The organism is Desulfovibrio sp., from assembly GCA_016208105.1.
In the GTDB taxonomy this organism is placed as follows: domain Bacteria; phylum Desulfobacterota; class Desulfovibrionia; order Desulfovibrionales; family Desulfovibrionaceae; genus Fundidesulfovibrio.
This window is the reverse complement of the sequence record JACQYS010000002.1, coordinates 78,405-101,126: the sequence shown is the minus strand read 5'-3', so window position 1 is coordinate 101,126 and position 22,722 is coordinate 78,405. Positions and strand designations below refer to the sequence as shown.

At 58.1% G+C, this 22,722-nt stretch carries 21 protein-coding genes and 1 tRNA gene; 19 read left to right on the top strand and 3 right to left on the bottom strand.

Annotation, left to right across the window (positions count from 1 at the left end; genetic code table 11):
- The first annotated feature begins 142 nt into the window (after positions 1-142).
- From HY795_01220 to HY795_01205, 4 genes are read left to right on the top strand one after another with little or no spacing between them, the layout of a single operon-like run.
- Complete coding sequence (locus tag HY795_01220) at positions 143-1,804, top strand: VCBS repeat-containing protein (GenBank protein MBI4803835.1); 1,662 nt, start codon at positions 143-145, stop codon at positions 1,802-1,804.
- Positions 1,805-1,822: 18 nt separating this feature from the next.
- Entirely contained in the window at positions 1,823-2,695 is an 873-nt protein-coding gene (locus tag HY795_01215; protein MBI4803834.1) for a branched-chain amino acid ABC transporter permease, read from the top strand.
- 48 nt (positions 2,696-2,743) lie between these two features.
- Positions 2,744-3,622, top strand: a complete 879-nt coding sequence (locus tag HY795_01210) for a branched-chain amino acid ABC transporter permease (protein MBI4803833.1) — start codon at positions 2,744-2,746, stop codon at positions 3,620-3,622.
- Between the two features lie 46 nt (positions 3,623-3,668).
- Positions 3,669-4,829 carry an ABC transporter substrate-binding protein gene (locus HY795_01205; GenBank protein ID MBI4803832.1) on the top strand — a complete coding sequence of 387 codons (1,161 nt, stop codon included), beginning with the start codon at positions 3,669-3,671 and terminating at the stop codon, positions 4,827-4,829.
- Positions 4,830-4,965: 136 nt separating this feature from the next.
- Here HY795_01205 and HY795_01200 read toward each other — a convergent pair whose 3' ends face one another.
- Positions 4,966-5,907: a bifunctional riboflavin kinase/FAD synthetase gene (locus HY795_01200; GenBank protein ID MBI4803831.1), complete on the bottom strand. Its 942-nt coding sequence runs from the start codon at positions 5,905-5,907 to the stop codon at positions 4,966-4,968.
- A 135-nt stretch (positions 5,908-6,042) separates the two neighbouring features.
- On the opposite strand from HY795_01200, the gene HY795_01195 reads away from it, so the two are divergent.
- The 11 genes from HY795_01195 to HY795_01145 all read left to right on the top strand — a co-directional run bounded on the left by HY795_01195 (position 6,043) and on the right by HY795_01145 (position 18,639).
- Positions 6,043-6,129 (top strand) — tRNA-Leu (locus HY795_01195).
- A 666-nt stretch (positions 6,130-6,795) separates the two neighbouring features.
- Positions 6,796-7,977: a helix-turn-helix domain-containing protein gene (locus tag HY795_01190; GenBank protein ID MBI4803830.1), complete on the top strand. Its 1,182-nt coding sequence runs from the start codon at positions 6,796-6,798 to the stop codon at positions 7,975-7,977.
- A 24-nt stretch (positions 7,978-8,001) separates the two neighbouring features.
- Positions 8,002-9,075 (top strand): hypothetical protein, encoded by a 1,074-nt coding sequence (locus HY795_01185; GenBank protein MBI4803829.1) that lies wholly within the window; start codon positions 8,002-8,004, stop codon positions 9,073-9,075.
- Positions 9,072-10,187 carry a DotG/IcmE/VirB10 family protein gene (locus tag HY795_01180; protein ID MBI4803828.1) on the top strand — a complete coding sequence of 372 codons (1,116 nt, stop codon included), beginning with the start codon at positions 9,072-9,074 and terminating at the stop codon, positions 10,185-10,187. Before HY795_01185 ends, HY795_01180 begins: the two co-directional genes overlap by 4 nt.
- A gap of 3 nt (positions 10,188-10,190) precedes the next feature.
- Positions 10,191-10,697, top strand: a complete 507-nt coding sequence (locus HY795_01175; GenBank protein MBI4803827.1) for a hypothetical protein — start codon at positions 10,191-10,193, stop codon at positions 10,695-10,697.
- A 14-nt stretch (positions 10,698-10,711) separates the two neighbouring features.
- Complete coding sequence (locus tag HY795_01170; protein ID MBI4803826.1) at positions 10,712-11,110, top strand: hypothetical protein; 399 nt, start codon at positions 10,712-10,714, stop codon at positions 11,108-11,110.
- Positions 11,111-11,121: 11 nt separating this feature from the next.
- On the top strand, positions 11,122-11,850 hold the full coding sequence (locus tag HY795_01165) for a DotI/IcmL/TraM family protein (GenBank protein ID MBI4803825.1): 729 nt from the start codon (positions 11,122-11,124) through the stop codon (positions 11,848-11,850).
- A 127-nt stretch (positions 11,851-11,977) separates the two neighbouring features.
- Positions 11,978-14,983, top strand: coding sequence for a type IV secretion protein IcmB (locus tag HY795_01160; GenBank protein ID MBI4803824.1), 3,006 nt, complete (start codon positions 11,978-11,980; stop codon positions 14,981-14,983).
- Entirely contained in the window at positions 14,980-16,080 is a 1,101-nt protein-coding gene (locus HY795_01155; protein MBI4803823.1) for a hypothetical protein, read from the top strand. The genes HY795_01160 and HY795_01155 overlap by 4 nt, the downstream gene beginning before the upstream one ends.
- Before the next feature lie 49 nt (positions 16,081-16,129).
- Positions 16,130-18,196, top strand: a complete 2,067-nt coding sequence (locus HY795_01150) for a DotA/TraY family protein (GenBank protein MBI4803822.1) — start codon at positions 16,130-16,132, stop codon at positions 18,194-18,196.
- Positions 18,197-18,198: 2 nt separating this feature from the next.
- Entirely contained in the window at positions 18,199-18,639 is a 441-nt protein-coding gene (locus HY795_01145; GenBank protein ID MBI4803821.1) for a hypothetical protein, read from the top strand.
- Here the strand turns inward: HY795_01145 and HY795_01140 are convergent.
- Both HY795_01140 and HY795_01135 read right to left on the bottom strand, forming a co-directional pair.
- A complete protein-coding gene (locus tag HY795_01140; GenBank protein MBI4803820.1) occupies positions 18,607-18,915 on the bottom strand; it encodes a hypothetical protein in 309 nt (102 codons plus the stop codon). The two genes, HY795_01145 and HY795_01140, sit on opposite strands and share 33 nt — an antisense overlap.
- Positions 18,905-19,681, bottom strand: coding sequence for a ParA family protein (locus HY795_01135; GenBank protein ID MBI4803819.1), 777 nt, complete (start codon positions 19,679-19,681; stop codon positions 18,905-18,907). Before HY795_01135 ends, HY795_01140 begins: the two co-directional genes overlap by 11 nt.
- Positions 19,682-19,805: 124 nt before the next feature.
- On the opposite strand from HY795_01135, the gene HY795_01130 reads away from it, so the two are divergent.
- From HY795_01130 to HY795_01115, 4 genes are read left to right on the top strand one after another with little or no spacing between them, the layout of a single operon-like run.
- A complete protein-coding gene (locus tag HY795_01130; GenBank protein MBI4803818.1) occupies positions 19,806-20,279 on the top strand; it encodes a DotD/TraH family lipoprotein in 474 nt (157 codons plus the stop codon).
- On the top strand, positions 20,276-21,241 hold the full coding sequence (locus HY795_01125; GenBank protein MBI4803817.1) for a type IV secretory system conjugative DNA transfer family protein: 966 nt from the start codon (positions 20,276-20,278) through the stop codon (positions 21,239-21,241). The genes HY795_01130 and HY795_01125 overlap by 4 nt, the downstream gene beginning before the upstream one ends.
- 3 nt (positions 21,242-21,244) lie before the next feature.
- Positions 21,245-22,399: a Flp pilus assembly complex ATPase component TadA gene (gene tadA / locus HY795_01120; protein MBI4803816.1), complete on the top strand. Its 1,155-nt coding sequence runs from the start codon at positions 21,245-21,247 to the stop codon at positions 22,397-22,399.
- Positions 22,396-22,668, top strand: coding sequence for a hypothetical protein (locus tag HY795_01115; protein ID MBI4803815.1), 273 nt, complete (start codon positions 22,396-22,398; stop codon positions 22,666-22,668). Before tadA ends, HY795_01115 begins: the two co-directional genes overlap by 4 nt.
- Positions 22,669-22,722: the final 54 nt, after the last annotated feature.

Here is a 22,722-nt window from a genome sequence, read left to right as displayed (position 1 = left end):
TTCCCTCTCCAGTGTCCTAAACCCTTGGCGGGGCGAGGGATGACCCCGCACATTTCTTTTGCCTCGCATGTGCGTTAATGCTAACAGCTTGCCCGCCCGGTAACGCCGGGAAAGGCTTTCCCAAGCCAATGGAGGTTCTTGCATGATCCGCGTCCGCGTGGTGTTCCTGGCCGCACTGGCCATCATATTGTCAGCTTCGGCCGCAGTGGCCCAGGTGAAAAGCTTCGCCGTACTGCCTTTCACCGTCAACGGCCCAGACAAATTCGCCTATCTCTCCCAGGGCATCCAGGACATGCTGGTGTCGCGCCTGACATGGCAGGGCAAGTTCCAGCCCCTGGATAAATCCGCGATCGACCAGAAAGCAAAGACCGCTCCGAAATCCGATTCCGACGCCAAGGCCCTTTTGACGGCCCTGAAGGCCGATTATGTGGTCTACGGTTCCATGACCATCGCCGGAGACGACGCCAGCCTTGATGTGAAGGTGATGGATTCCAAGGGCCAAGTCATCCCCCAAACCGCTCAGACCAAGTTGAACACCATCATCCCGGCCATGGAAGGCGTGGCCAAGGATATCAACTCCCAGGTGTTCAAGCGCCCCGAGGCTGCCCGCGATCCCAAGACCGGTCAGCCTGTGGAGAAGATCAACCAGATGAACCCCGGCTTCGTGGTCAACCAGACCGCAGAGAACCAGCAGGTCTATCTGAACCCGAACTTCCGGTACGCGGGCAACAGCGAGACCCCCGGATCCTGGCGTAGCCAGAGCCTGCCCTACGCCGCCACCGGCATGGCCGTGGGCGATGTGGATGGCGACGGCAAGAACGAAGTGGTGATGATCTCGGAATCCGAAGTATACGTCTATCGCTGGCAGGACCGCCAGCTCGCTCTTTTGGCCAAGATTGAAGGTTCCACCCGAGTGAAGAACGTCCGCGTCTCCATCTTGAAGCTTGGAGCTGACAAGAGCGGCCGCATCATCGTCTCTTCCCACTTCGACAGGCTTCCCCAGTCCACCATCTACCGTCTGGAAGGCAACAAGCTGGTTGCGGAAGCCGAACGCCAACCTTGGTACCTTGCCTCTGTGAAGCTCCCCCCCCGTTTCCAGGCCCAGTTGGTCGGCTCCAAGGGAGAGCGCAAGGCGCTCTTCACCGGCGGAGTGTATGAGATGAGCTACTCGGGCGGCAAGCTTACCCCTGGTGCCAGACTGAACTTGCCCTCCAAGTGCAATCCCTTCAACTTCGCTTATTTGCCCGAGGAAGCCGGCTACAAGCTGGTGTTCGTCGACGACAGCGACCACTTGAACGTTGTCTCCGGCAAGAACGACGTGATCGCCAAGACCGAGGAGCTGTACGCCGGGTCCAGCATGGGCATCGAACACGATTCCCTGCTGCCCCCCACGGCCACGCCCAACGAAAACCATCTTTGGTCCTACTACTATGTGCCTCTGCCGCTGGTGCCCGTGGTCCTCGGCAAGACTCCTGAACTTCTGGTGAGCAAGAACATCTCCATTGCCTCCCAGTTCTTCGAGCACTTCCGCTTCTTCTCCCAGGGCGAAATCCACTCCCTGGCCTGGGACGGCGTGGGCCTCAACCTGAAATGGAAGACCAGGCGCATCAAGGGCACCATCATCGGCTACGAGGTGGGCGACCTGGAGAACCAGGGTTCCCAGAGCCTTATCGTGTGCATCAACACTTACCCGGGACCCACGGGCCTCAAAAACCGTCGCACCCTGGTGTTGGCCTACCCTCTTGACCTGAACTCCGCTCAGCAGACCGGTCAGTTCGGCAACATGGAGGAGGTGGGCAACTAGCCCGCCCGCTTTAACGGCGTGCTGGCGCTTTACCTGGCCCAGGCCGTAAACTCCGGGTTGGCGCTGGGGGCTGTCTACGGGCTCATGGCCCTGGGCTTTTCCCTGGTCTACAACTCGAGCCGGCTTATCAATTTCGCCCAGGGGGAACTTCTCCTCCTGGGCGGATTGGTCTTGTACAGCCTTTCCCAGGCCCTCGAACTGGGGCCTGTCACCGCGCTTCTGGCCACCGGCGTCTTCGGTTTCGTTCTAGGCCAGGTTCTCTACGCCACCACCCTGGGAATGACGCTCACGGCCCAACCGCTCCGCCAGCTCATGCTCACCGTGGCGGCAAGCCTGGTCTGGCAGGGTGCGGCCATTCTCATTTGGGGGAAGAACCCTCTCAAGCTCGAACAGTTCGTCGTTCTCCCGCCCTTCCGCCTGGGTGCATTCTTTCTTAGCGCCAACACCGTCACGTCCCTGGTTTTGGCAGTGGCCAGCGTGGCCACGCTGTCCGCTTTTCTTACCCTTACGCGCACAGGAAGGGCCATCCGGGCCGTGTCGATGAACGCCCTAGCCGCCAGGCTTCAGGGGGTGAACCCGGTGAGGGCCCAGGCCCTGTCCTTCGCCCTGTCCGGAATGCTCGCGGCCCTGGCTGCCATGGCCATAGGTCCCCAGACCATGCTGCGCTACGACATGGGCTTCGGGCTTGGCCTCAAGGGATTCGTGGCGGCCACGTTGGGCGGCTATTCCTCCCTCTCACGGGTGTTTGCCGGAGGCCTGCTTCTTGGCGTCATTGAGGCATGCCTGACACTGGCCTTCTCGGCGGATCTCAAGGAAACCCTCACCTACAGTCTGCTGGTTGCATTGCTGGTGTTCGCCCGGCTGCCCCAGGACAGGCAACAGAAGGTCTAGGGCGTGGCCAGAGAGCTCAGGAATCTTTCAGCCTTTCTGGCCCTCATCATGGCCCTGGGCGCCTTCCTGCCCAACGTGCATCTGCTGACCTTGAACCAGCACCTTTTCCTGGCCGCCAACGTGCTCGCCCTCAACTTCAGCCTTGGCCTCGGCGGGCAGGCGTCCATGGCAACCGGCGCCTTCTGTGGCCTGGGCGCCTACGCCTCGGTCATCCTGCACGGCCTGTGGCCCCAGGGAACTCTTGTAATCGTTCCCGCGGTAGCCCTGTTCGCCTATGTTTGCGCGGCCGGAGTGAGCAAACCCCTGGAAAAACTCGGCGAAGGCTTCTTGGCCATGGCCACGCTGTGTTTGTGCCTTATTTTCGTCAACCTGATCCTGACCTTCACCCCGTTAACCGGCGGGTCCAACGGCATGATGGTTTCTGCCCATCCCTCCCTGCCGTTTCTCGGCGAACTGAAAGGAGACCGGGCCACCTTCGCTGCCCTTCTCGCTTTGCTTGCGCTCGGAGGATATCTCTTCACCGCATTGCGCCATTCGCGCCAGGGAAGGGCCCTTCTCGCCTGCAAGGACGACGCCCTGGCCGCGTCCAGCTGCGGCATAGACCGCGTTTCCACCCGGGCACTCTCCTTTGGAGTGGGAGGAGCGTTGTCCGCCATGGCCGGGATGATCCTGGCCAACTCCACTGGTTTTATTAGCCCAGGTCAATTCGACCTGGGGCTTTCGCTCAAAACGCTTCTCTTCCTGGTTATCGGCGGTCCAGGCCGTCTTGTTCGCCCCCTGCTAGCCGTGGTGGTTCTGGAATCCCTGTTGGCCTGGTTCCATGCCCTGGGCGAGGCAACGGTGCTGGTGCACGGCCTCATCCTGACCACCGCCCTTATCGCCGGGTACTGGCGCGAGACCGGAAGGCTGCGTCTGTTGCCCAGATAGCCTTTCGCGTGTACTTCTCCCGGAACCACCATATCCGGGAGGGCGTATGCCGCTTCGAATCCTGCTCACTGTCCTGGTCTTGATTAGCCTGGCGTGCAAAGCATTTGCCGCTGATCCCATTCTCATCGGCGGCATCTTCGCCGAATCCGGCCCAACCGCGGAGATCGGTACGGCCACGCGCCTGGTAGCCGAGATGGCCCTCAAGGAAATTAACGACAAAGGCGGGGTCATGGGCAGGCCGCTCAAGCTCATCGCCTACGACACCCAGTCCACCCCCGAAGTGGCGCTGCGCATGGCCCGCCAGTTGGTTGAGTCCGACAAGGTGCTGGCCTTGATCGGCCCCACCTCCACTGGTGAGGGCATGGCCGTGAAGAAGTACACCGAGGAGCAGAAGGTTCCGGCCATAATGACCGTGGGTGGCGACGCCATCGTTGCCGGAGGCAAGTACGGCCCCTTCACGTGGACGTTCAAGGTGCCCCAGCGCACCAACACGGCCGTGGAGAAAATCTTCGCGCACCTGAAGGCGAAAGGCTTGACCAAGGTGGCCCTGCTCACCGCCAAGGATCCCTTCGGCCAGGACGGGCTTGAGGCCCTGAAGACCCTTGCGGCCAAGCACGGAATGACCATCGTGGCCGAGGAGGGGATCGACTCCAAGGGTGCTGATTTCTCGGCCGAGGCATTCAAAGTGGCCATGGCCAAACCCCAGGCTGTCGTGATCTGGACCATCGGCCCAGCCGCGGCCATCGCGGCAAAGAACCTCTCAGAATTGCCGGGAGACAAGCCCGTTGTCGTGGAATCCCACGGCATCGCAGGCCCCAACTTCCTCAAACTGGCCGGAGCCGGGGCCGAAGGTGTGCTCATGCCCGCAACCAAGCTCATGGTCGCCCAGGGTCTGGCCGCCTCCGATCCGCAAAAAGCCGTGATCGAGTCTTTCGTAAAAAACTACGAAGGCGCCGGGCTCCAGTCCAAGTTTCCCATGAACACCCACTCCGGTTACGCGGCCGACGCCCTGACGCTTCTAGTGGAAGGTTTGAAAAAAGCCGGAAAGGCAGAGCAGGCCGAGCTGCGCGAGGCCCTGGAGAACCTGAAGGGCGTGGTGGCCATCTCTGGCGTGTACAACGTCACGCCGGAGGACCACAACGGACTGGCCACTGACTCGCTGGTCATGGTCCAGGTGAAAGGCGGGAAGTTCGTGGAGGCTAAGTAGGGGTATTTTGTTGGGGCGCTGCCCTGCACCCACCAGGGGGATGATCCCCCTGGACCCGCATTTATGAGTTAAGCCCCCGTGTCGGCAGCCGACACGGGGGCTTAACTCATTAGATTCGATGACGAAGAAATCTTTTTTAAAGCCCGGCCTCTGGTTCGGCCAGAATTCTCCTGGCCAGCTTCACGTCTTCGGCAATGCGGGCCTTGAGTTCTTCCACGCCAGAGAACTTTTTCTCGCTGCGCAGGCGCTGCACCAGATGCAGGTCCACGGCCTTGCCGTAGAGATCGCCCGAATAGTCGAAGATATGCGCCTCCACACTCAAGTGGTCGCCACCAAAGGTGGGATTCATGCCGATGTTGGCCACACCTGACCACGTCTGCTCACCCTTGGTGACCCAAACCGCGTACACTCCCGTTTTGGGGAGAAGCTGATCCGTGACATTGACGTTTGCAGTGGGAAAACCCAGGAGCTTTCCGCCCCTGTCCGCACCATGGATCACCTCGCCGCGAACCTTGTGGAACCTGCCAAGCAAGGTTCTGGCATCCCAAACGTCTCCGGCGGTGAGCATATCACGGATGCGGGTTGAGCTGACCACTGCGTCCTCAACCAGGACCGGAGCAAGACGCTCCACAACAAACCCCATGTCCCTGCCCAGAGCGGAGAGGGTTTCATACCCGCCCCGACGCCCCTTCCCAAAGGCCCAGTCGTGGCCGATGATCAGCTCGCGCATGCCAAGATCGCGCACCAGGCACTCACGAACGAACTCCTCGGGTTCCAAGGCGGCAAAGGCGCGGGTGAACTGCAGCACCAGGCAGGCCTCGATACCGCTGGCCGCAATGAGCTCGAGCTTGACCTCCGGCGTGGTGAGACGGGGAGGATCGTTCTTGGCCAGAAGCACGCGTCTTGGATGGGGCTCGAAGGTGACGGCCAGGCTCACGAGATTCAAGGCCTTTGCCCTCTCGCGAACGCGAGCCAGAAGTTTCTGATGGGCCAGATGCACGCCGTCGAAGTTGCCTATCGTAAGACAGCTGCCGTTGAGGACGCCTTCGAGATCGTCGAATGTTCGGGCTATGATCATGTAATTTCCGGTGGGGCGTAATGCCGTACTTGTGGTTACCCCAAAGAGCCAGGGGCTTCAACAAGGTAAAAAAACTCCAGACGCGAAAAAATGCTTGCCAAAAAAGATACCCGGCGCTAGTAGCTCTTCTCCCGCGCCGAAGTGGTGGAATTGGTAGACACGCTAGGTTCAGGGTCTAGTGCTCGCAAGGGCATGGGAGTTCGAGTCTCCCCTTCGGCACCATAAGAAAATCAACGGGTTAGAAGAAAAAGTCTTTCTTTTAGCCCGCTTTTCTTTTTCCCCCACAGCAATTCTCCCCCACTATGCCCCCACCCCTGGAAATTTGCTAAAATTTCTTGGGGTACCCACTTGTCGCTGCCCCCACCTTTCGTGGGGGAGACTCTCTGCGCTTGCGGCGCGTCCTTCCCTTACAAAGCTCACCTTGTCAAAGCTCTTCTTGGTCATTCGTCTCGAATGCCCAAGGGGGGCTTTTTTGTTTTCTCAGTCCCAGTCTCCTTTCACGGTACACGCTCCCTCACAAAAAATTCGCCCCCCTCCCGTGTTCACGGAAGAAGGGCGAAACCTCGCGCTCTTGTGCTTGTGGCTCTACGCCACAGCAGCAGGGGAACTTGCGTCATGCAGGTGCGGGGGCGTCGTGGGTGGTGCCCACGGCCTGACGAGCCAGCCGCTCAGACAATCACCTCAAGCAAAGGAAACACGTTGAGGAAAACCAAGGCCTAGAAAGGCGAAAAGCCAATACGTTGGCGCGTATCGGCTTATCAGCAGAGTGAAATCTCTCTTTGCAGTGAGATGACACTAAACCGCAAGGTTCCTCTTTGTCAAGTGCATCGAGTCTGCTTGTTTTTGCTTTTTTTCGGCCTACCCCGCTTGGGGAAGAGAGCGCGAACCATGCAGACATTTGCACCAAGAGGACGGATTCACGGGCCGATTTTACCGCAATTTGTGTTGGAAACCTCAATCAGTTTTGGAGCCAAAATTATGTATGCCCTGCTGTGCAATTACGCTTCGGACAACGACCGCTGCTGGCCCTCCCAGGCCAAGCTGGCCGCTCGGCTTTCGTGCAGTGTGAGCAGCGTTAAGAAGTACCTGGCCGAGCTGGTAGGAATCAAGCTCGTGCATGTTCGGCGTGAGCAATACCGCTCATCCGTTTATTATATGTTGGAACCGGCTGCGTTGAAGTCGGTAAGCCAAGAGGCAAATCCTGCCTGCCGTCAGGCAGACTCTGCCTGCCCACAGCCAAAAGTTGGCTACATAAATACTCTTAACAAGCAAAGAGAAATACAAAATCCCCCCTTACCCCCCGTGCGTTCTGCGTTGCCAGATTTTGCGGCCTCGCCTCTACCTTCCGTGTCAGGGGGAGGGGGTGTGTCTGTCTCTAATTTTGAAAAAGTATGGGAACTCTACCCCAAAAAAGAGGCCAAGGGCCTTGCCCGTTCTGCCTGGCTACGTCTCCAGCGAGAGGGCTTGTTGCCGCCTTTGTCTCGAATTGAATCCAGCATCAGGCATTTCATGACCTCGGAGACCTGGCAGCGTGAACAAGGCCGCTTTGTGCCGCAGATGAGCAACTGGCTAAAAGGTCAGCGTTGGCTGGATGATGACGTGATGGCAGCCGCCAATGAGGCAGAAGCCAGACAGCGATCTGTCGCTGCCCTTCAGGCTATGCAGCAAAAAGAGGAAGCCAACAATGCTGCACGAGCCAGAGAGCGCGAAGCTCTCAGACCCCGCTTTGATGCCTTTGCCAAGAGCTTTCAAATTCACGACAAGCCCTGGATCAGGCCAATGGCCTTTGGTCTGTGGATGCACCTGCACAACACACATCGTGCGCCCACGCCTTCTGACGTGCCTGCCGACAATCAGCTTGGTATTGGCGAATTTCTGCAAGCCTTCAAGCGGCGTTGCGAAGAAGCGGCATGGCGGAAACCTGTCGTGCCGGAACGCACGGCACAGACCGCGTTTGGGGCGTTCACTGAGCCACGAGGCAACAAGCTCACCGCCTTCGGTGCTCTCTTGCCGCATCACCCAATGTTTTCACGACAGCCTGTGTCTCCGGCCCTGGCCAGAGCCATGTGACGATTGCAAACCAAGGAGATTTCAGTGAAACGACAACACATTTTTCGTCTGCTCCCGGCACTACTTGTGCTGCTCTGGGGAAGCATGGCCTGGGCGGCGGAACAGCCGCCTGTGCCTGTGGCACCACCTGCCCCCGTCATCGGGCAGCAGGGCATTGTCCTAGGTCAAACGGACGCTCAAAGACCTACAACGGCAGATCCTGTCACGGCTACCCCGGCTGTGCCTCCAACTCCAGCTGCGCCTGCCGTTACGGCTGCTTTGCCCCAGGAAGGCAAAAAGCCCGATGCCCAAACACTGTTTCAAGAAAGCCTGCGTCAGATGATGCCGCTGGATGACAGTCAGATTCAGGAGTACCGGGAGCGGTCGGATCAGCGCGAGCGGGCTTTGCTGCCGGTGTCGCCTTCACTGGCCTCGCGTACAGCGCGGGTGTCGCTGGAACCTGGCAGTGCGCCGGTGCGGGTGTTCACCACGGCCAATATTGCCACCTCGCTGCTCATCCACGATTCCACGGGGCAGCCCTGGCCCATCACTTCCGTCACCAACGGTGGGCCTTCGTTTTTCCAAGTTCTGCGCCCTGAACTGCCGGACGGCAATCTGTTGAACATCACGCCCATACAGGCCTACGGCACCACAACCCTGGTCGTGACGCTGGAGAAACAGGACATTCCGCTGGTCATCCGGCTGGAATCGGATTCTGTGCGCGGGCCGGAGCGCAAGGCGGACGCCCTGGTGCTCTTTCAGATTTCCCAGCATGGCCCACGCGCCAAAGTGCCGGTCATTGAGGACATCAAGGAAACCGTGAACTCCTCCATGTTAGCCTTTCTGGATCATGTGCCGCCAGCAGGGGCCGTTCGCGTGCGCATGGAACCCACGCCGGACAAGGTGCAGGTCTGGAAGCTCGGCGCAAATCACTACGTCCGCACCAGTCACAGCATGATGTGGCCTGCTTGGACGGCGGTGGTCAACGGCGCGGGCAACATGAAGTGCTACGAGGTGCCTGTTACATCACGGATCATGCTCTCCGTGGGCGGCACAATGCAGACCCTGGTGCTGAAAGACCCGGAACCCGGCAAGGGGCATGGGGAGGTGAAGCCATGAGCGTCACCAGCACGGAAAAGAAACGCCGTTTCGTCATGTTCGCCCTTTTGGGAGTGGCTGTGACCGTTGTCCTTGCGGTGGGCTACATGGCGCTGTTCGCGCCGAAAAAGCCTTCGGCTTCGGCCACGCTGGCCTCGGCCCGCACGGATTCCGTCAAAGGGCAGGCGGGCGGTGAAGGCTCGGAAGAGTACAACAAAAAGCTGGAAGCTCACGACCAGCAAAAGGCCAACAGTGCCCTTGCAGCGGGCGAGAGCTTTATTCCCACGCCTGTGGGCACCAAAACCCCGGCAGTAACACGAAAGCAAGACACACCCCCGCCTCCCCCGCCGGTCACGCCTCCGCGTGTGGCTCCTATACAGGCTCCGCGCACGGACAACACCCTGCAAAAAAGGATGTTGGAAGACCTAGCGGCTCTGGATGCCAAATTATCCTCGGTATCTGTGGAACAGGGAAAAGTCGTTTTTGTGCATGATTTTTCCAAGGACAAACCCCTCCCTGCCCCTGCGTTTGTGTCCAGCGATGGGGAGTCACTGGCATCCAACACTCTGACTTTGAAGCCTGGCGATCTTCTCTACGCCGTCATCGACACTGGCGTAAATTCTGACGTTCCTTCTGCCGTCATGGCCACGGTGGCTTCGGGCAAGCTCAAAAACGCACGTCTCCTTGGCAAGTTTCAGCGTTTTGAAGAACGGCTGGTACTCGCCTTCACCAGAGTCATTCTGCCGGATGGTTCGGATGCCCAGATTGAGGGCTATGCGGTTGACCCGGCCACGTCTGAAGCCTCTGTGGCCTCTTCGGTGGATACGCATTTCTTCAGCCGCTGGGGAGGGCTTATTGCCACGGCCTTTCTGGAAGGTCTGTCCAACGCCAAAAAGTACAGCGGCGCACAGAGCACCATCTACGGAAGCTATGGGGGCGGGATGAACGGCCAAACCACGGATCAGATGGTCTGGAACACTTATAGCCCTGCGGATCAGGCCTGGATTGCGGCGGGCAAGGTGGGAGAAAAGGCCGGGAAAATCTTTGAGAAGAATTTTGAGCGGCCTCCCACGGTCTACCTGGAAAGCGGTACGGTGGTGGGCATTCTTGTGCTCAACGTGAAGGCGAGGTGATGTATGGAGAATTACGTCGCCAACGTCATTCCGCATTTGCAGCAATGGTGGCCCGTGGTCATTGTGCTGGCCTACCTCATCGGCATTGCCTTTGCGATGGTATCGCTGGCGCAGAGCATTAGCCATAAGCACCGTTTCAACCGCAGTACCGCCGTCTGGTCACTGTGGGCTGCTGTCCTGCTCCTGAACATCCCCGCGCTCATGGATTCTCTTGCTATGACCGTTTTCAACCAGACTTCGGAACAGGCCTTGAGCTATTCGCCTCCGGCATCGCCGGGCTCTGTCTACATTCAGTTCGCTGTCTACGGCATCGCCACGGTGGGCATTATTGGCATCATTCGGGGGCTGTGTCTGCTCAGAGATACTCCCAACCAAAGCATGAACTTGAGCCGCTGCATTGTGCATCTCTTCGGCGGCATTATCGCAGTCAACCTCGTCACCTTCCTGCGCGGCATCGGGGCCACGCTGGGCGGTGATGTGCAAACAACCATCGCAAAAATCATCGGGTAAATAAGGAGAATTGTATGAAAACCTGTTTTTCTCTTGAAGCTGTTTCCCCTGTCCGCTTCACAGCAGCGGCTCTGTCTGCCGCCGCTGTGTGGCTTCTCGTGCCGGAGTTGGCCCTGGCTGCCGTAACCTTTGGCGACATCGGCCAGAACGTGGCGGACAGTGCCAAGGGGGTAGCCAAGGGCGTTACAATGGCGGGTTTTGCCTCCGGCGCGGGCATGGGGGTTTGGGGTTGTATTGACCTTTATAAGGCCAGCAAAAGCCAGTCTGGTCAGTCGGGCAACTATGCGCCGGGTGTTGCCAAGGTAGTCATTGGTGCTCTGGCTCTTGGTATCGGAGAGTTTCTTGGTTCCGGCTCGGCCACACTTTTCGGCTCTGACCAGACTACCGGTCTTGATGAACTTGGGCTTCGGTAAGCGGGGGGCATATGAACTGGTTCAAAAAGAAAAAACCTTTACCGGAAGATGTGCAGCCAGCACAGCCTTCGGAAATGGTAGAAACAATGGCAGAGGCAAGCGAAAGCCCGCCTCCGACCTACACTGCCGAAACCATCATTGGCGGCTTGGGCTGGTATCGCAGTCAGTACCAACGCGCCATGAAATTGGCCGTGGGACTGGTGCTCGTACTCATTGTGTGCATTGCGGTCATTGCTTTGCTCATCGTCCGGCAGCCCACACCACGCTATTTTGCGGCAACGCCCGATCTTCGCCTGGCTCCGCTCATTCCTCTGGATAAGCCAGTTCTCAGCCAGCAAGGGCTTTTGAATTGGGTCACAGAAACCATCAGCAATGCTGTGTCTTTGGATTTTCTGGAATGGCGGGAAAAACTCTCTAATACCAGAGAAAACTTTGAAGAGGCAGCCTACAAATCATTTCTGGCGGCCCTCCAATCTTCCGGCATTCTGGACATGATCCGCGACAAGCGGCTTTCCGCCTCTGCCGTGGTCACTCGTGCCCCGGTCATCAGCGCATCGGGCCTGGTGGGCGGCATCATGACTTGGAAGGTCGAGTTCCCCCTCATCCTTTCCTACGAATCCAGTCAGGGTGTGGAAAGCACCCAGCGTCTCATGGCCACGGTGCTGGTGGCCCGCGCATCCACAGTGCTCACGCCGCGCGGCGTGGTCATTCAGCAAGTTGTGCTGAAGAGGGGGGAATAATGAAATTGTTCATCCCTCTTCAGGCGTATGCGCGAGCAGACGCCCGCTACGAAGGCGTAGGCGGAATTCACTTCCACCGTATGCGCCGGAGTAGGCGCAATCATTTCATAAGTAGGGGGGAATAGCGATGTTGGACTCCCTCGTACACGGCATTGATCGCGGTATCCGCGCCTTATCCGAAACTTTTTACGGCCCGGTGGGCAGCTACTGCAAGCTGGAAACGGTAGACAGGGGCGTACTGGTGGCCGATGACGGCAGCCTGATTACTGTCTTGCGTCTGGAAGGGGCACTCAAACAGGTGGGGGTGGATGAATATGCCACCATCGTGCGCGGCCTGACGGAAAAACTGCAATCCACGCTTTCGAGGCCAGGTCACTGCATTCAGGTGGTGTTTGAATACGACCCAGAAGCCAGCGGAGGGCGTATCCGCGAAATGTTGCTGCCCTCGCGCCGCACTGCCCAAAACCTTGGGCTGCACATCGGCCCCTTGCTGGAAAATTGGGGGCAGGCTCTTGAACGGTATTGTTCGCATGAAACCTGCTGGATGATCTTGTGGACGCGGCCCGGCGTTCTGTCGGAGGGCTTGCGCAAAACCGCGCTCCAGGAACGTGCCGCTTCCATGCGCAAAGCGCCCATGCAGCCGGGTTGCCAGCAGATTTCTGCCGCCATTGCCGCCTTGCATGATGCACATAGCGGTTTTGTGACCGGTGTGTTGGACGCCTTTCGGCAAGAAGAGCTTCTGCTCTATCCGCTGACGCCACATGAGGCGTTGCGGGACATCCGCATCTGCGTTGACCCGGAGTTCACCAGCAGAGAGTGGCTGGCTCGCATTCCGGGGGACGCCTTACCTCTACGCCTGCCTGATCCTCAATATGAAGGGGGTGCGCGCTCATCTGCGCTTTTGCATAATGTAATTTACCCAGATTTCAAAACCCAGCTCTGGCCGCGTGAGGGGCATTTGCTTTCCCGCAGTGCCATTACGGTGGGGGATCGGGTGTTCGGCCCGCTCATCATGACCCTCATGCCTCAGACTCCCAAGCCCTTTCAGGAGTTCTTCCGGGTGCTGTCGCGGCGGGATGAACGCCTGCCGTACCGCATGTCGTTTTTGCTGGAGCCGGGCGGCCTGCACATGGGCATGAAGCCTCTGCTTTCGGGCATTCTGGCCTTTGCCAGTTCGGACAACAAACGCTTCAATAATGCGGTGGCAGCCCTGACCGCTTTGGATTTGGGAGGGGTGTGCAGTGTGAAGTTCCGCATCTGCTGCGGGACTTGGGCAACTATTGGCACGGCGGGGCTTTCGGAAAAAGAGGCCCACCTGCAACTGCGGCGGCGCATGGCAGAACTCACCAAGGCCATTCAGGGCTGGGGCACCACGGACGTGTCCGAAGCCGTGGGCGATCCGCTGCTGGGCCTTGCTGCCACAGTGCCCGCCATGATGCCGTCAAGCCCGGCTCCGATCACTGCGGCTCCCTTGCAGGAGGCCATCGGCATGTTGCCGCTGCGCTCTGCCTCGCCCTGGAAGGAAGGTTCGCTCCTGCTGCGCACCCAGGACGGCAAGCTTTTTCCCTTTGCGCCCAATTCTTCGGAACAGGCGGCATGGATTGATTTGGGGGTAGCCCCAATGGGCGGGGGGAAATCGGTGTTCCTCAACGCCATGAACTTCGCCTTTGTAACCCAGGCCGGGCTTTCGCGCCTGCCGTGGGTCTCCATTATCGACGTAGGCCCATCCAGTTCGGGATTAATCACGCTTATTCAGGAGAATCTGCCGGAAGGCAAAAAGCACATGGCAGCCTATCACCGGCTGCGCATGACCGAAGACTTCGCCATCAATCCTTTTGATACGCCGCTGGGCTGCCGCCAACCGCTGCCATCGCACATGGCCTTTCTGGTCAACCTGCTGACCCTGCTGTGTACCCCGCTGGAAAATACGCCACCGGACAAGGATGTGCCGGGGCTGGTACGCAGGGCCATTGAACTGGCCTATGAGGAGCTGTCGGACAAGCATCAGCCAAGACTGTACCAGTCCAATGTGCTGCCGGAACTCCATGAATTGCTGATGTGCGAAAACATCGTGCTGAACGCCATGCCCTCCTGGTGGGAGGTGGTAGACGCTCTCTTTGAACGCGGTTTTGTGCATGAAGCCATTCAGGCACAACGCTATGCCGTGCCGCTGCTGGGCGACCTCACCACACAGATCAACCAGAATCAGGGCATCCTCAATACCTATGAAGAAAAAACCCGGCGTGAGGCCTGGCGTTCGATTCTCGACGCCATCACCGCCTATGCCGTGCTGAAAGAACCCACGCGCTTTGATTTGGGTGACGCGCAGATCGTCAGCCTTGATCTGGATGAAGTGGCCACACGCGGCGGGCCTGCTGCGGAGCGGCAATCTGCCGTCATGTACATGCTGGCGCGGCATGTGCTGGGGGCGCGGTTCTTCCTTATGCCTGATGACGTGAAGCTCATGCCGGAACGCTATCAAGACTACCACGCCGAACGCATTGAAGCCATTCGGGAAGATCCAAAAAGGATTTGTTACGACGAAGCGCATCGCGTGACCAAAAACACCTCCGTCTCAGGCCAGCTTGAAGCGGATATGACCACAATGGCGCGGGAATCGCGCAAATGGAACCTTTCCATCGGTCTGTATACGCAGTCCATCGACGATATTCCGAAAATCATCATTGAACTGGCTACTACCATCGTCATTCTTGGAGCTGGAACGGATGACAGCATCAAGGACATGGCCGAACGCTTTGGCTTGAACGGTTCTTGCCGTCATGCGCTTGGGCACTTGGGCAAACCCGGCCCGGCTGGTGCCAATCTGGTGGCACTTTTTCGCACGGGTGCCGGTAAATCACAACTGGTGCTTAGCCTGACCATCGGCGGACAAGCCCTGTGGGCCTTCTCCACCACCACGGAAGACGTGGCTATCCGCAATCATCTCTACAAACGCATGGAACCTGCTGAAGCCTTGCGGCGTCTGGCGGCCCGTTTTCCGGGTGGCTCGGCAAAGTCCGAGGTGGAACGCCGCCGCCGTCAGGTCACTGACCAGTCCGGTGCCGACGATGCCGTGGTCAACGTGATTCAGGAAATCGTCCACGAAATCGCCAACTCTGTGAGGACATCATGAAAAAACTGATCCTGACCTTGTTGCTGTCTGCACTTCCTGCGCAGGCTTTGGCGGCAGGGTGCGACTGCGGCTCCATCAACGCCATGCTCACAATGGCGAAGATGGAGACCATCCAGACGGTCAACCTGAACACTACAGCAGAAGCTACGGCCATTCGCTCGGAAATCCTCCTTGCGGCGCAAAGCATCATTGGCACCATCAAGACGGAAAGTGCCACGATTGTGCGGGCCATCATCAGCTTAAAAGAAAGCAATGCTGCCATGATTAAGGGGCAGGCTACGGCGGGCGAAGCCACGCGTACTGAGGACTTGTATGGCAAGGCCGCGCAGCCCACTGGGTTGTGCGGGGCAACGTCCCTTGGTGCCGGAGTGCAGCTTGGTGCGCAGGCTTCTCGTCAGGTGCATCAGGCTATGCGTAGCAAACAGTTGGAGTATTCCAACAAGGCGGATGCACGGCCCGTGGAATACTTGGGGCGTGTGCTGGATGAAGGCCATCCCTCGGAACAAGAAATGGTGGATTCACTCTTTCCTCTGGAAAACACCATCACCGACGAACAGCTCTCACAGGCCCACGAATCCATCAAAAGTCTGGCGAATCCCCGGCCTTTGCCCGTGGTCACGGAAGCCCAAAAAGAAACCCCCTCCGGCCAGACGTATACCGCTGCCCGCAAAATCCATGAAGGGCGGCTGGCTGTGGCTATGGATGTCCTCAATAGTCATGTGGCCACACACGCGCCCACGCTGCCCGATGACGTAACAGCCTGGGCGAAGAGCCAGTGGCAGGAAGCGGGCGGCAGCGGTACGCCTCCCGGCCTTGTAAATGGCAAAATGTCTGAGGCCGGGCTGTTCAAGCTGCTCAGTCAAATGCGCCTCGGCAATCCCAACTGGTTCAATCAGGTGACGACCGCCACGGAAGCCGGACTGCTACGGGAAATAGTCATGATGCAGGCCATGCAGCTTGAACTCACCCGCAAGAACAACGAATTACTTGACCGCATGAGCTTCATCACCGCGCTGGACTATCTGACTCGCATGGACGGCACCACAGGCCGTGAACTCAATGATCTGTATGCCCGCATGGTTGGGGCACAACAATAGAAATATATAAAAATATATTTCTATCAAAAATATAACGCAAGGATACCCTATGGCCGCTTCACCCGACATCCCCGCAACCTCTGAAGTGTTGCTCAAAAGTGACGCCAGCAAACAGTTTTTGGACACCTTGCTGGGGCAAGGCTGGGACGCATGGGGCCAGGGGCTTGGCGGTTCGCAAGCTGCGGAACTCATGCTGCAACTGTTCAGTGCTTTCAACATAGTGGCGTTGGCAACCATTTCGGCTCTGTTTATCTGGGTGCTGGCTATGGCTGTGGCAGGCACGGCCCACGAGGGAACGCCCTTTGGCAAACGCTACAGTTCACTGTGGATGCCGCTGCGTTTTGTGGGGGCAATGGGGGCACTGGCTCCTATCTTCAAAGGGCTGAGTTTCTTTCAGGTAGCTATTCTGGCCTGCATCGGCTTTTCCATCAACTTGGGCAATTTCGTCTGGGAGTTGGGCACAGACTACTTTGTCGAGCACGGCGGGCAGATCACTATACAGGCTCCTGACCAGAATGTGACCCATTATGCCGCCATTGCCAATGGTTCGCTGGAATCCTTGACCTTGCAATACTACCTTAACGAGCGACGAGGCCTCGGCATTTCTCCTGGGGGAAAATGGAACTACAGCGGTAATTGGATTCGATCAGGCGGCGAATATCGTTTTTCGTTCAACGGTAATTCCGGCACCATCATGGTGGAATGCGTGGACGAGGGTGACGCGCTGTGCCGGGGCAAGGTCAATGCCGTGGGCACGGCGGTGTCGTCGCTCTCTTCGGTGGCTAGCCAGCTTGCCAATCCTGATACTCCTGCTGACGCCATTGACCCGCTGGCTTTGCACTCGGCTGCCAACAGCATAAACGCGACCATCCTTTCTTCTCTGCAAAGCTATGCCAAGCAGGGCCAGCTCAAAAGCAAGCTGCATGACTTTCAGGACATTTCCAAACAGTACGGCTGGTTTATTGCTGGTTCATCCTACTGGTCTATCGCCTGGATCAATCAGGAAGTGCGCGAAGCTATGTATTCCGGCATTTCGTATGCGCCGCGTGAATACACGGCATCCGAACTCTACGCCATGAACTTTGGCTTGCAGGATTATGAAGCGATCAAAGAACGGGTGGCCAATTACATTAAGACGGCCTATGCCACGCGGCGCGGCATTTCCGACACCACGGCGCACCCTGCGGTGACAGACGAAACTCGGGCACTCGGTGATGTGGGTAACTGGCTGCGTTCTACGTTGAACAGCCTGGTAAGTGCCAACATTCTGCCCATTGCGGTGGAAAAGCTCTCCAGCAAAGATCCCATTATGGCTGTCTCCAACGTGGGGGATTATCTCATCGGCACGGCCTGGGGCCTGGCTGCTGCGTTGGGTGTTCTTGATGTCACACACGCAATGGGCAAAGCCATTCCCTTCATTGGCAGTGCTATTCCCAATCTGGACAAATATATCGCCTTTGTCCTGTTTTCCGTCTTTCTGCCCCTGCTGCTCTACGGCCTAGCCCTGGCCTACTACCTTCCGGCCATTCCTTTTATTCGCTGGGTTTCCGCGCTTACCGGCTGGGTAATCCTCATTGTGGAATCGCTTGTGGCCGCTCCGCTGTGGCTGTGCGCCCATGCCCTGCCCGAAGGGGATGGGGCAGCCGGGCAGCACGGCAGGCGCGGCTATCTGCTCTTGCTCGGCATTGTTATACGCCCGCCGCTCATGGTGGCCGGGTTCTTCTGCGCGGTCATCCTCATGAATGTGCTGGGGCGACTCATCGGGGCCAGCTTTGAAATGTTCATTGCCGGAACCTCGCAAGCCAAGGTGATTGGTCTTACCGGCACCATATCCATGCTCGTGATTCTGGGCATCGTGGTGATTATGACGGCCAACAAGTTCTTCAGCCTCATTCACTACCTGCCGGAGCATGTGACCAACTGGATCGGCCAACAATTCCATTCTCTTGGGGAAAAGGAAGACCAAAGCGGCGTCAAAGGCGTGTTTGTGGGGTCTACCAATGCGGTTTCGTCAGGGGCTGAAGGCGCAAAGGGCCTGCGTAGCACCATCCGAGGCGGCAATGCCGGGGCGGCAGGCCCAAAAGACAACCTGTCTGAGCATAATTTCAGGAGTTAGCCATGCTTGAAAAAACAAAAGAAGCTCTCAGGGCACGGATACAGCCCACAAGCACCCATTTGGCAGCATTGCGCGGAGATTTGCGGAACCGCCTGCAACACTTCAAGGCCAACCGCGCCCCAGAGGAACAAGACGCGATGGAAAAAGACTTTGCACGGGTGCTTCAGGCCTGGGGCATTGAAGACGCCACGCACATTCCCTATGTGCTGGCGGAACTGCGCTTGCGGCTTCCGATCTTTGCGCTGCCACTGCTGGGTTGTTCCGCTGCACTGATGGTGAGCCATAGCACAATCGTATGGCTCGCCGTGGTGCTGATAGTAGTGCCCTGTTGCCTTGGGCTGTGTACCACCTACTGGCGTCTATCCGTGCTTTCCCGCCGCCGCTTTCAGTCCTTCCCTAGCTGGCTGTGCTCAGTTGTCGGCCTTGCCCAAAAAGGCGCGTAGGGAGGCTTCAATGACAGCGATTTCTTTCATGTCATTCTGTACGGCAAAGAGCTTCATGGCCTTGGCCAGGTCGCGGTCGATGAGAAAATATTTGCCCACTCGGTTTTCCTTGCCTTTGGGGGCATCTTTGTCTTTGCCCGCTGCGGCGGGCGGGGGTGTGTCTGTCTTTAGTGTGGATTTCTGCTCAGACTTTGGCGCACCGAACACAGTGTCGAGCAAATCTTCCTGCGGTTCCACGGGGGCAGCTTGCCCCAATCCGCCTTTCTTACGCGCCATAACGGGCCTCCAGTCTGGTTACTATTTCTGCTCCAAGGGCGGCATAATCCTGCGCCCCATACGACTTGGCATCATAGGCAAAGATGCTCTGGCCGTGGCTTGGGGCTTCGGCCAAGGTCACGTTGTCACGGATGACACTCTGGGTGAGGTCAGTCGCGTGTTTTTCGGTGAGCACATCCAGCACGTCACGGCACAGCCGCTTTCTGCGGTCAACGAAGGTGGGGACGATGCCAAGCACCGCCAGATTAGGATTGAGGCGGCGGCGCACCCGCTCCAGGTCGTCTTGCATGAGGGCGAGGCCTTCCAGGGAATGGAACTCCGTCTGCACCGGAATGACCACGGCGTCTGCCGCCGCATAGGTGTTGATAGCCAGCAAGTCCAGCGAGGGCGGGCTGTCAATGATGATCACGTCAAAGGTGCCTTGCACCGCCTCCAACGCTTCTTTCAGCAAGAGTTCCTTACCGATCTCCTGAGCAAAAACCTCCGGCATAGCCGCAAGCTGACGGCTGGCTGGCGCAAGCAAGACACAGCCCGCCCCCTTTTCCACCGGCACGGCAATGTCCTGCCATGTGGCCTTGCTCCTGAGCACGTCCAGAACGCTTTTGCCGTCATGGGGCACTCCCCAGGCGCGGGTCAGATTGGCCTGAGCGTCCATATCCACGGCCAGCACTTTTTTGCCGTGGGCGGCAAGGGCTGCTGCCAGATTCTGCGCCGTGGTGGTTTTGCCCACGCCGCCCTTTTTGTTGGCGATGACGATGCTACTCATAGGTTCTCCTTGGTGATGCTGTCCAGAGAACCCATAGCATTATATAAATATATATTCAACTGTAAAAATAGAAATATATAAAAATATATTTCTATAAACCTACAAACACATAAGGAGCTTTCTCATGCTGCGAAGATGCGCGTTTATCATCTGTTGTTTTGTCCTGGCGGGTTGTGCGGGAAAGAAGCCCACACAAGACCCCACAAATCCGGCTGACTTTGTGACCGTCACCCTTGGTGATGCGGCCCAGATTGCCCACGGCGAACTTGCCATGCTGGCAAAACTGCGCGGGCAGGGCTTACAGCCACTTTTGCCGCCCGCTGATCCCAGCCTCAGCCAGCCGGTGTCCATCTCATGGACTGGCCCGGCTGAAGGAGCTGTCAAAGAAATCTGCCTGCAACTTGGCTATCGCTATCAAGAAGCGGGCAAGCCCTCGGCGCAAATACTGACTGTGGTGGTGCGCGGCTTGAATCGTCCGGCCCATGTGCTGCTGGAAGACATTGCCTGGCAGGTGCAGCCGCAGGCTGTGCTGCGCGTTGACCCCATTGGCCGGGTCATAACTCTGGCCCGCACAGTCAGCACCGGGGGGCAATCATGAACCGTTCACTCTGTACGCTGGCAGTGCTCCTGATGTGTCTTGGCGGATGCGCCGTCAAAAATGATGTTCAGGAACCAGCGCCCCTGGTGCCCATGCCGCCGCTGACGAATGTGGCTGCAACCACTGAAAAACCTGCACCGCCAGTCGCTCCCGTGAAAAGTGAGGAGGGCCAGCCCCTCACAGTCCATCTGCCTGACGATGCTGCCGGCAGTCCTCGCCGTGGTGAACCGGAAGAGCTGGCCGCACTTCTTGAAATGAAGGGGGCAGCGAAGAACGAAACCGCCGTCAGCCTCATGCGGCCTGCGGCCATTAAGGAAGCGGCCCAGCTTGTCACCTTCCAGACGGCGATGACGTATCGCTACAAGCAACTTGTGGCAGCCACGGAACAACACAGTTCCATCATGGATACTGCCTTCAACTTTGGGCCACTCCTGATGACGCAGGGAGATGCCCTGATTTTGCCGCCTGTGCTCACGCGGGCCGGGGCTTCCATGCGCATTGAATCAGGCGAGACCGCCACCGCCGCGCTTACCTCGTATGATCTGCTTGCGCCTGCCCGTTATGTGGCTGCCGCGCCTACCTGGCGCGAGTTCCTTATGACGGACGGCTTCCCTGAGCCAGAAAAGCCCAATCCCGCCGTCATGCCAAAGAACGATAAAGAGCGGCTCATCTGGCGGACTGCTGTGCGCGAAGCCTGGGCACAGGGGCTGACAGAAGCAGATCATCTTTATGCCGACAATGTGTCCCGCATGGTGCGCATCTATCGCGGTGTGATGCTCTACCACCTACTCACGGCCCAGCATCTCTTGAGCCGGGTCAACACGGCCTCCGCAGAGCTTGGCAGCAAGACCACGGACGGCGGCAACAAGCTGCATATCGGGCAGAAGGTCTACCGCATCACCGCGCCTTCGTCCTTCATTCCAGTGCAAACCGTTCCCGCACACACTGGCAAGAGGAAGTGAACCGTGTTTGAAGCCGTTGAAATGTACCCGCGTGAACCGCGCATTCGCTGGGAGACGGACAATCTCAACGACATGCTGCTTTGGGCGACCAGCAGTGGCATGTCGGACATACAGCTTTGCTCCGGCCAGCCGGTATGGGTGCGCAAAGACGGGGTGTGGCAGCGTATCACCACGCGCCCCATTACTACGGACGAGCTGTTGGCAGGATTGGAGCGGCTTACGCGCAATAATTCCGTGGCGGCCTATATCAAATCCAGCCAGGACGATTACGACTTCGCCCACCAGATAGAAGAAACAAGAGGGGTACGCCGCCGCTTTCGTGGCAATGCGGGCGCGGTGGCGGACGGATATTCCACCGGCGTCAAAATCGTTTTTCGCACCATTCCTTCCATGCCGCCTCGGCTTGAAGATTTGGGCGTTGAACAAAACATTCTGGATCACGCTACCCCGGAAAACGGCCTCGTGCTGGTCACGGGCGTCATGGGGTCAGGCAAGACCACGCTGCTTGCCGCCATTTTGCGGCACATCATTGAAAAAGGAGGCCGCAACGTGGCTACCTATGAATCCCCCATTGAATTTGACCTTTTAAGCATCCCCAACCAGGGCGGGCCAGTCTCGCAAAGCACTATTCCTGAGCATCTGCAATCCTTCATCCGGGCTGTGCGTAATTCTACCCGCACAGCACCCAACGTAGTGCTCATCGGTGAGAGCCGTGACGCGGAAACACTGCGCGGCATGATCGAAAGTGCGGAAACAGGCGTTGCCGCATATTCCACGGTGCATACCCGTTCTGTCCCCGAAACCCTTTCACGCATCATCAATGTGTTCCCCGTGGAAGAACGACTGCAAGTCACGGTGACGCTGCTCTCCAGTCTGCGGCTGGTGGTCAACCAACGCCTTGTGCCCATGCTCGGCGGTAAAGGGCGTGTTGCCCTGCGCGAGTTTTTGGCCTTTACGCCAGAAATTCGGGAAGTGCTTCTGGATACCCCGCAAGAGCGATTGATCCAGACATGCGAAACCCTGCTCATCAAATACGGCCAACGGATGCAGGACGCGGCTCAAGCGGCCTATGACGCAGGAAAAATCACCAAAGAAAACACTCAAGCAATCATGGCGGAGCGCAAAACATCACAGCCTATAACTAAGGAGGAACAATGATACAGGACGTACTCTGGCGGGATACCGCCATTACCCCAAAAATCTTCATTCTGGATGCCCGCGCGGTGTTTCCGCTGGGCCTGTGGCTGTTCCATTGGGCATGGTGGACGGCTGCCGTTGCCGGGGGGGCCATTGTTGCCCTGTATCTGGTGCAACGCACGGGTATGACGCCGCTGGCCTGCTTTCGCGCTTTGCGTGTGGCCTTCATGGGCAGGCGGCGGGAGACCACGCAGAACGAGGTGCAATGGCGGCAACGCTGCCGCTGGTAGCGCATGAGTACATAGTTTTCTATGCAATATATAAAAATATATTTCTATGGAGGT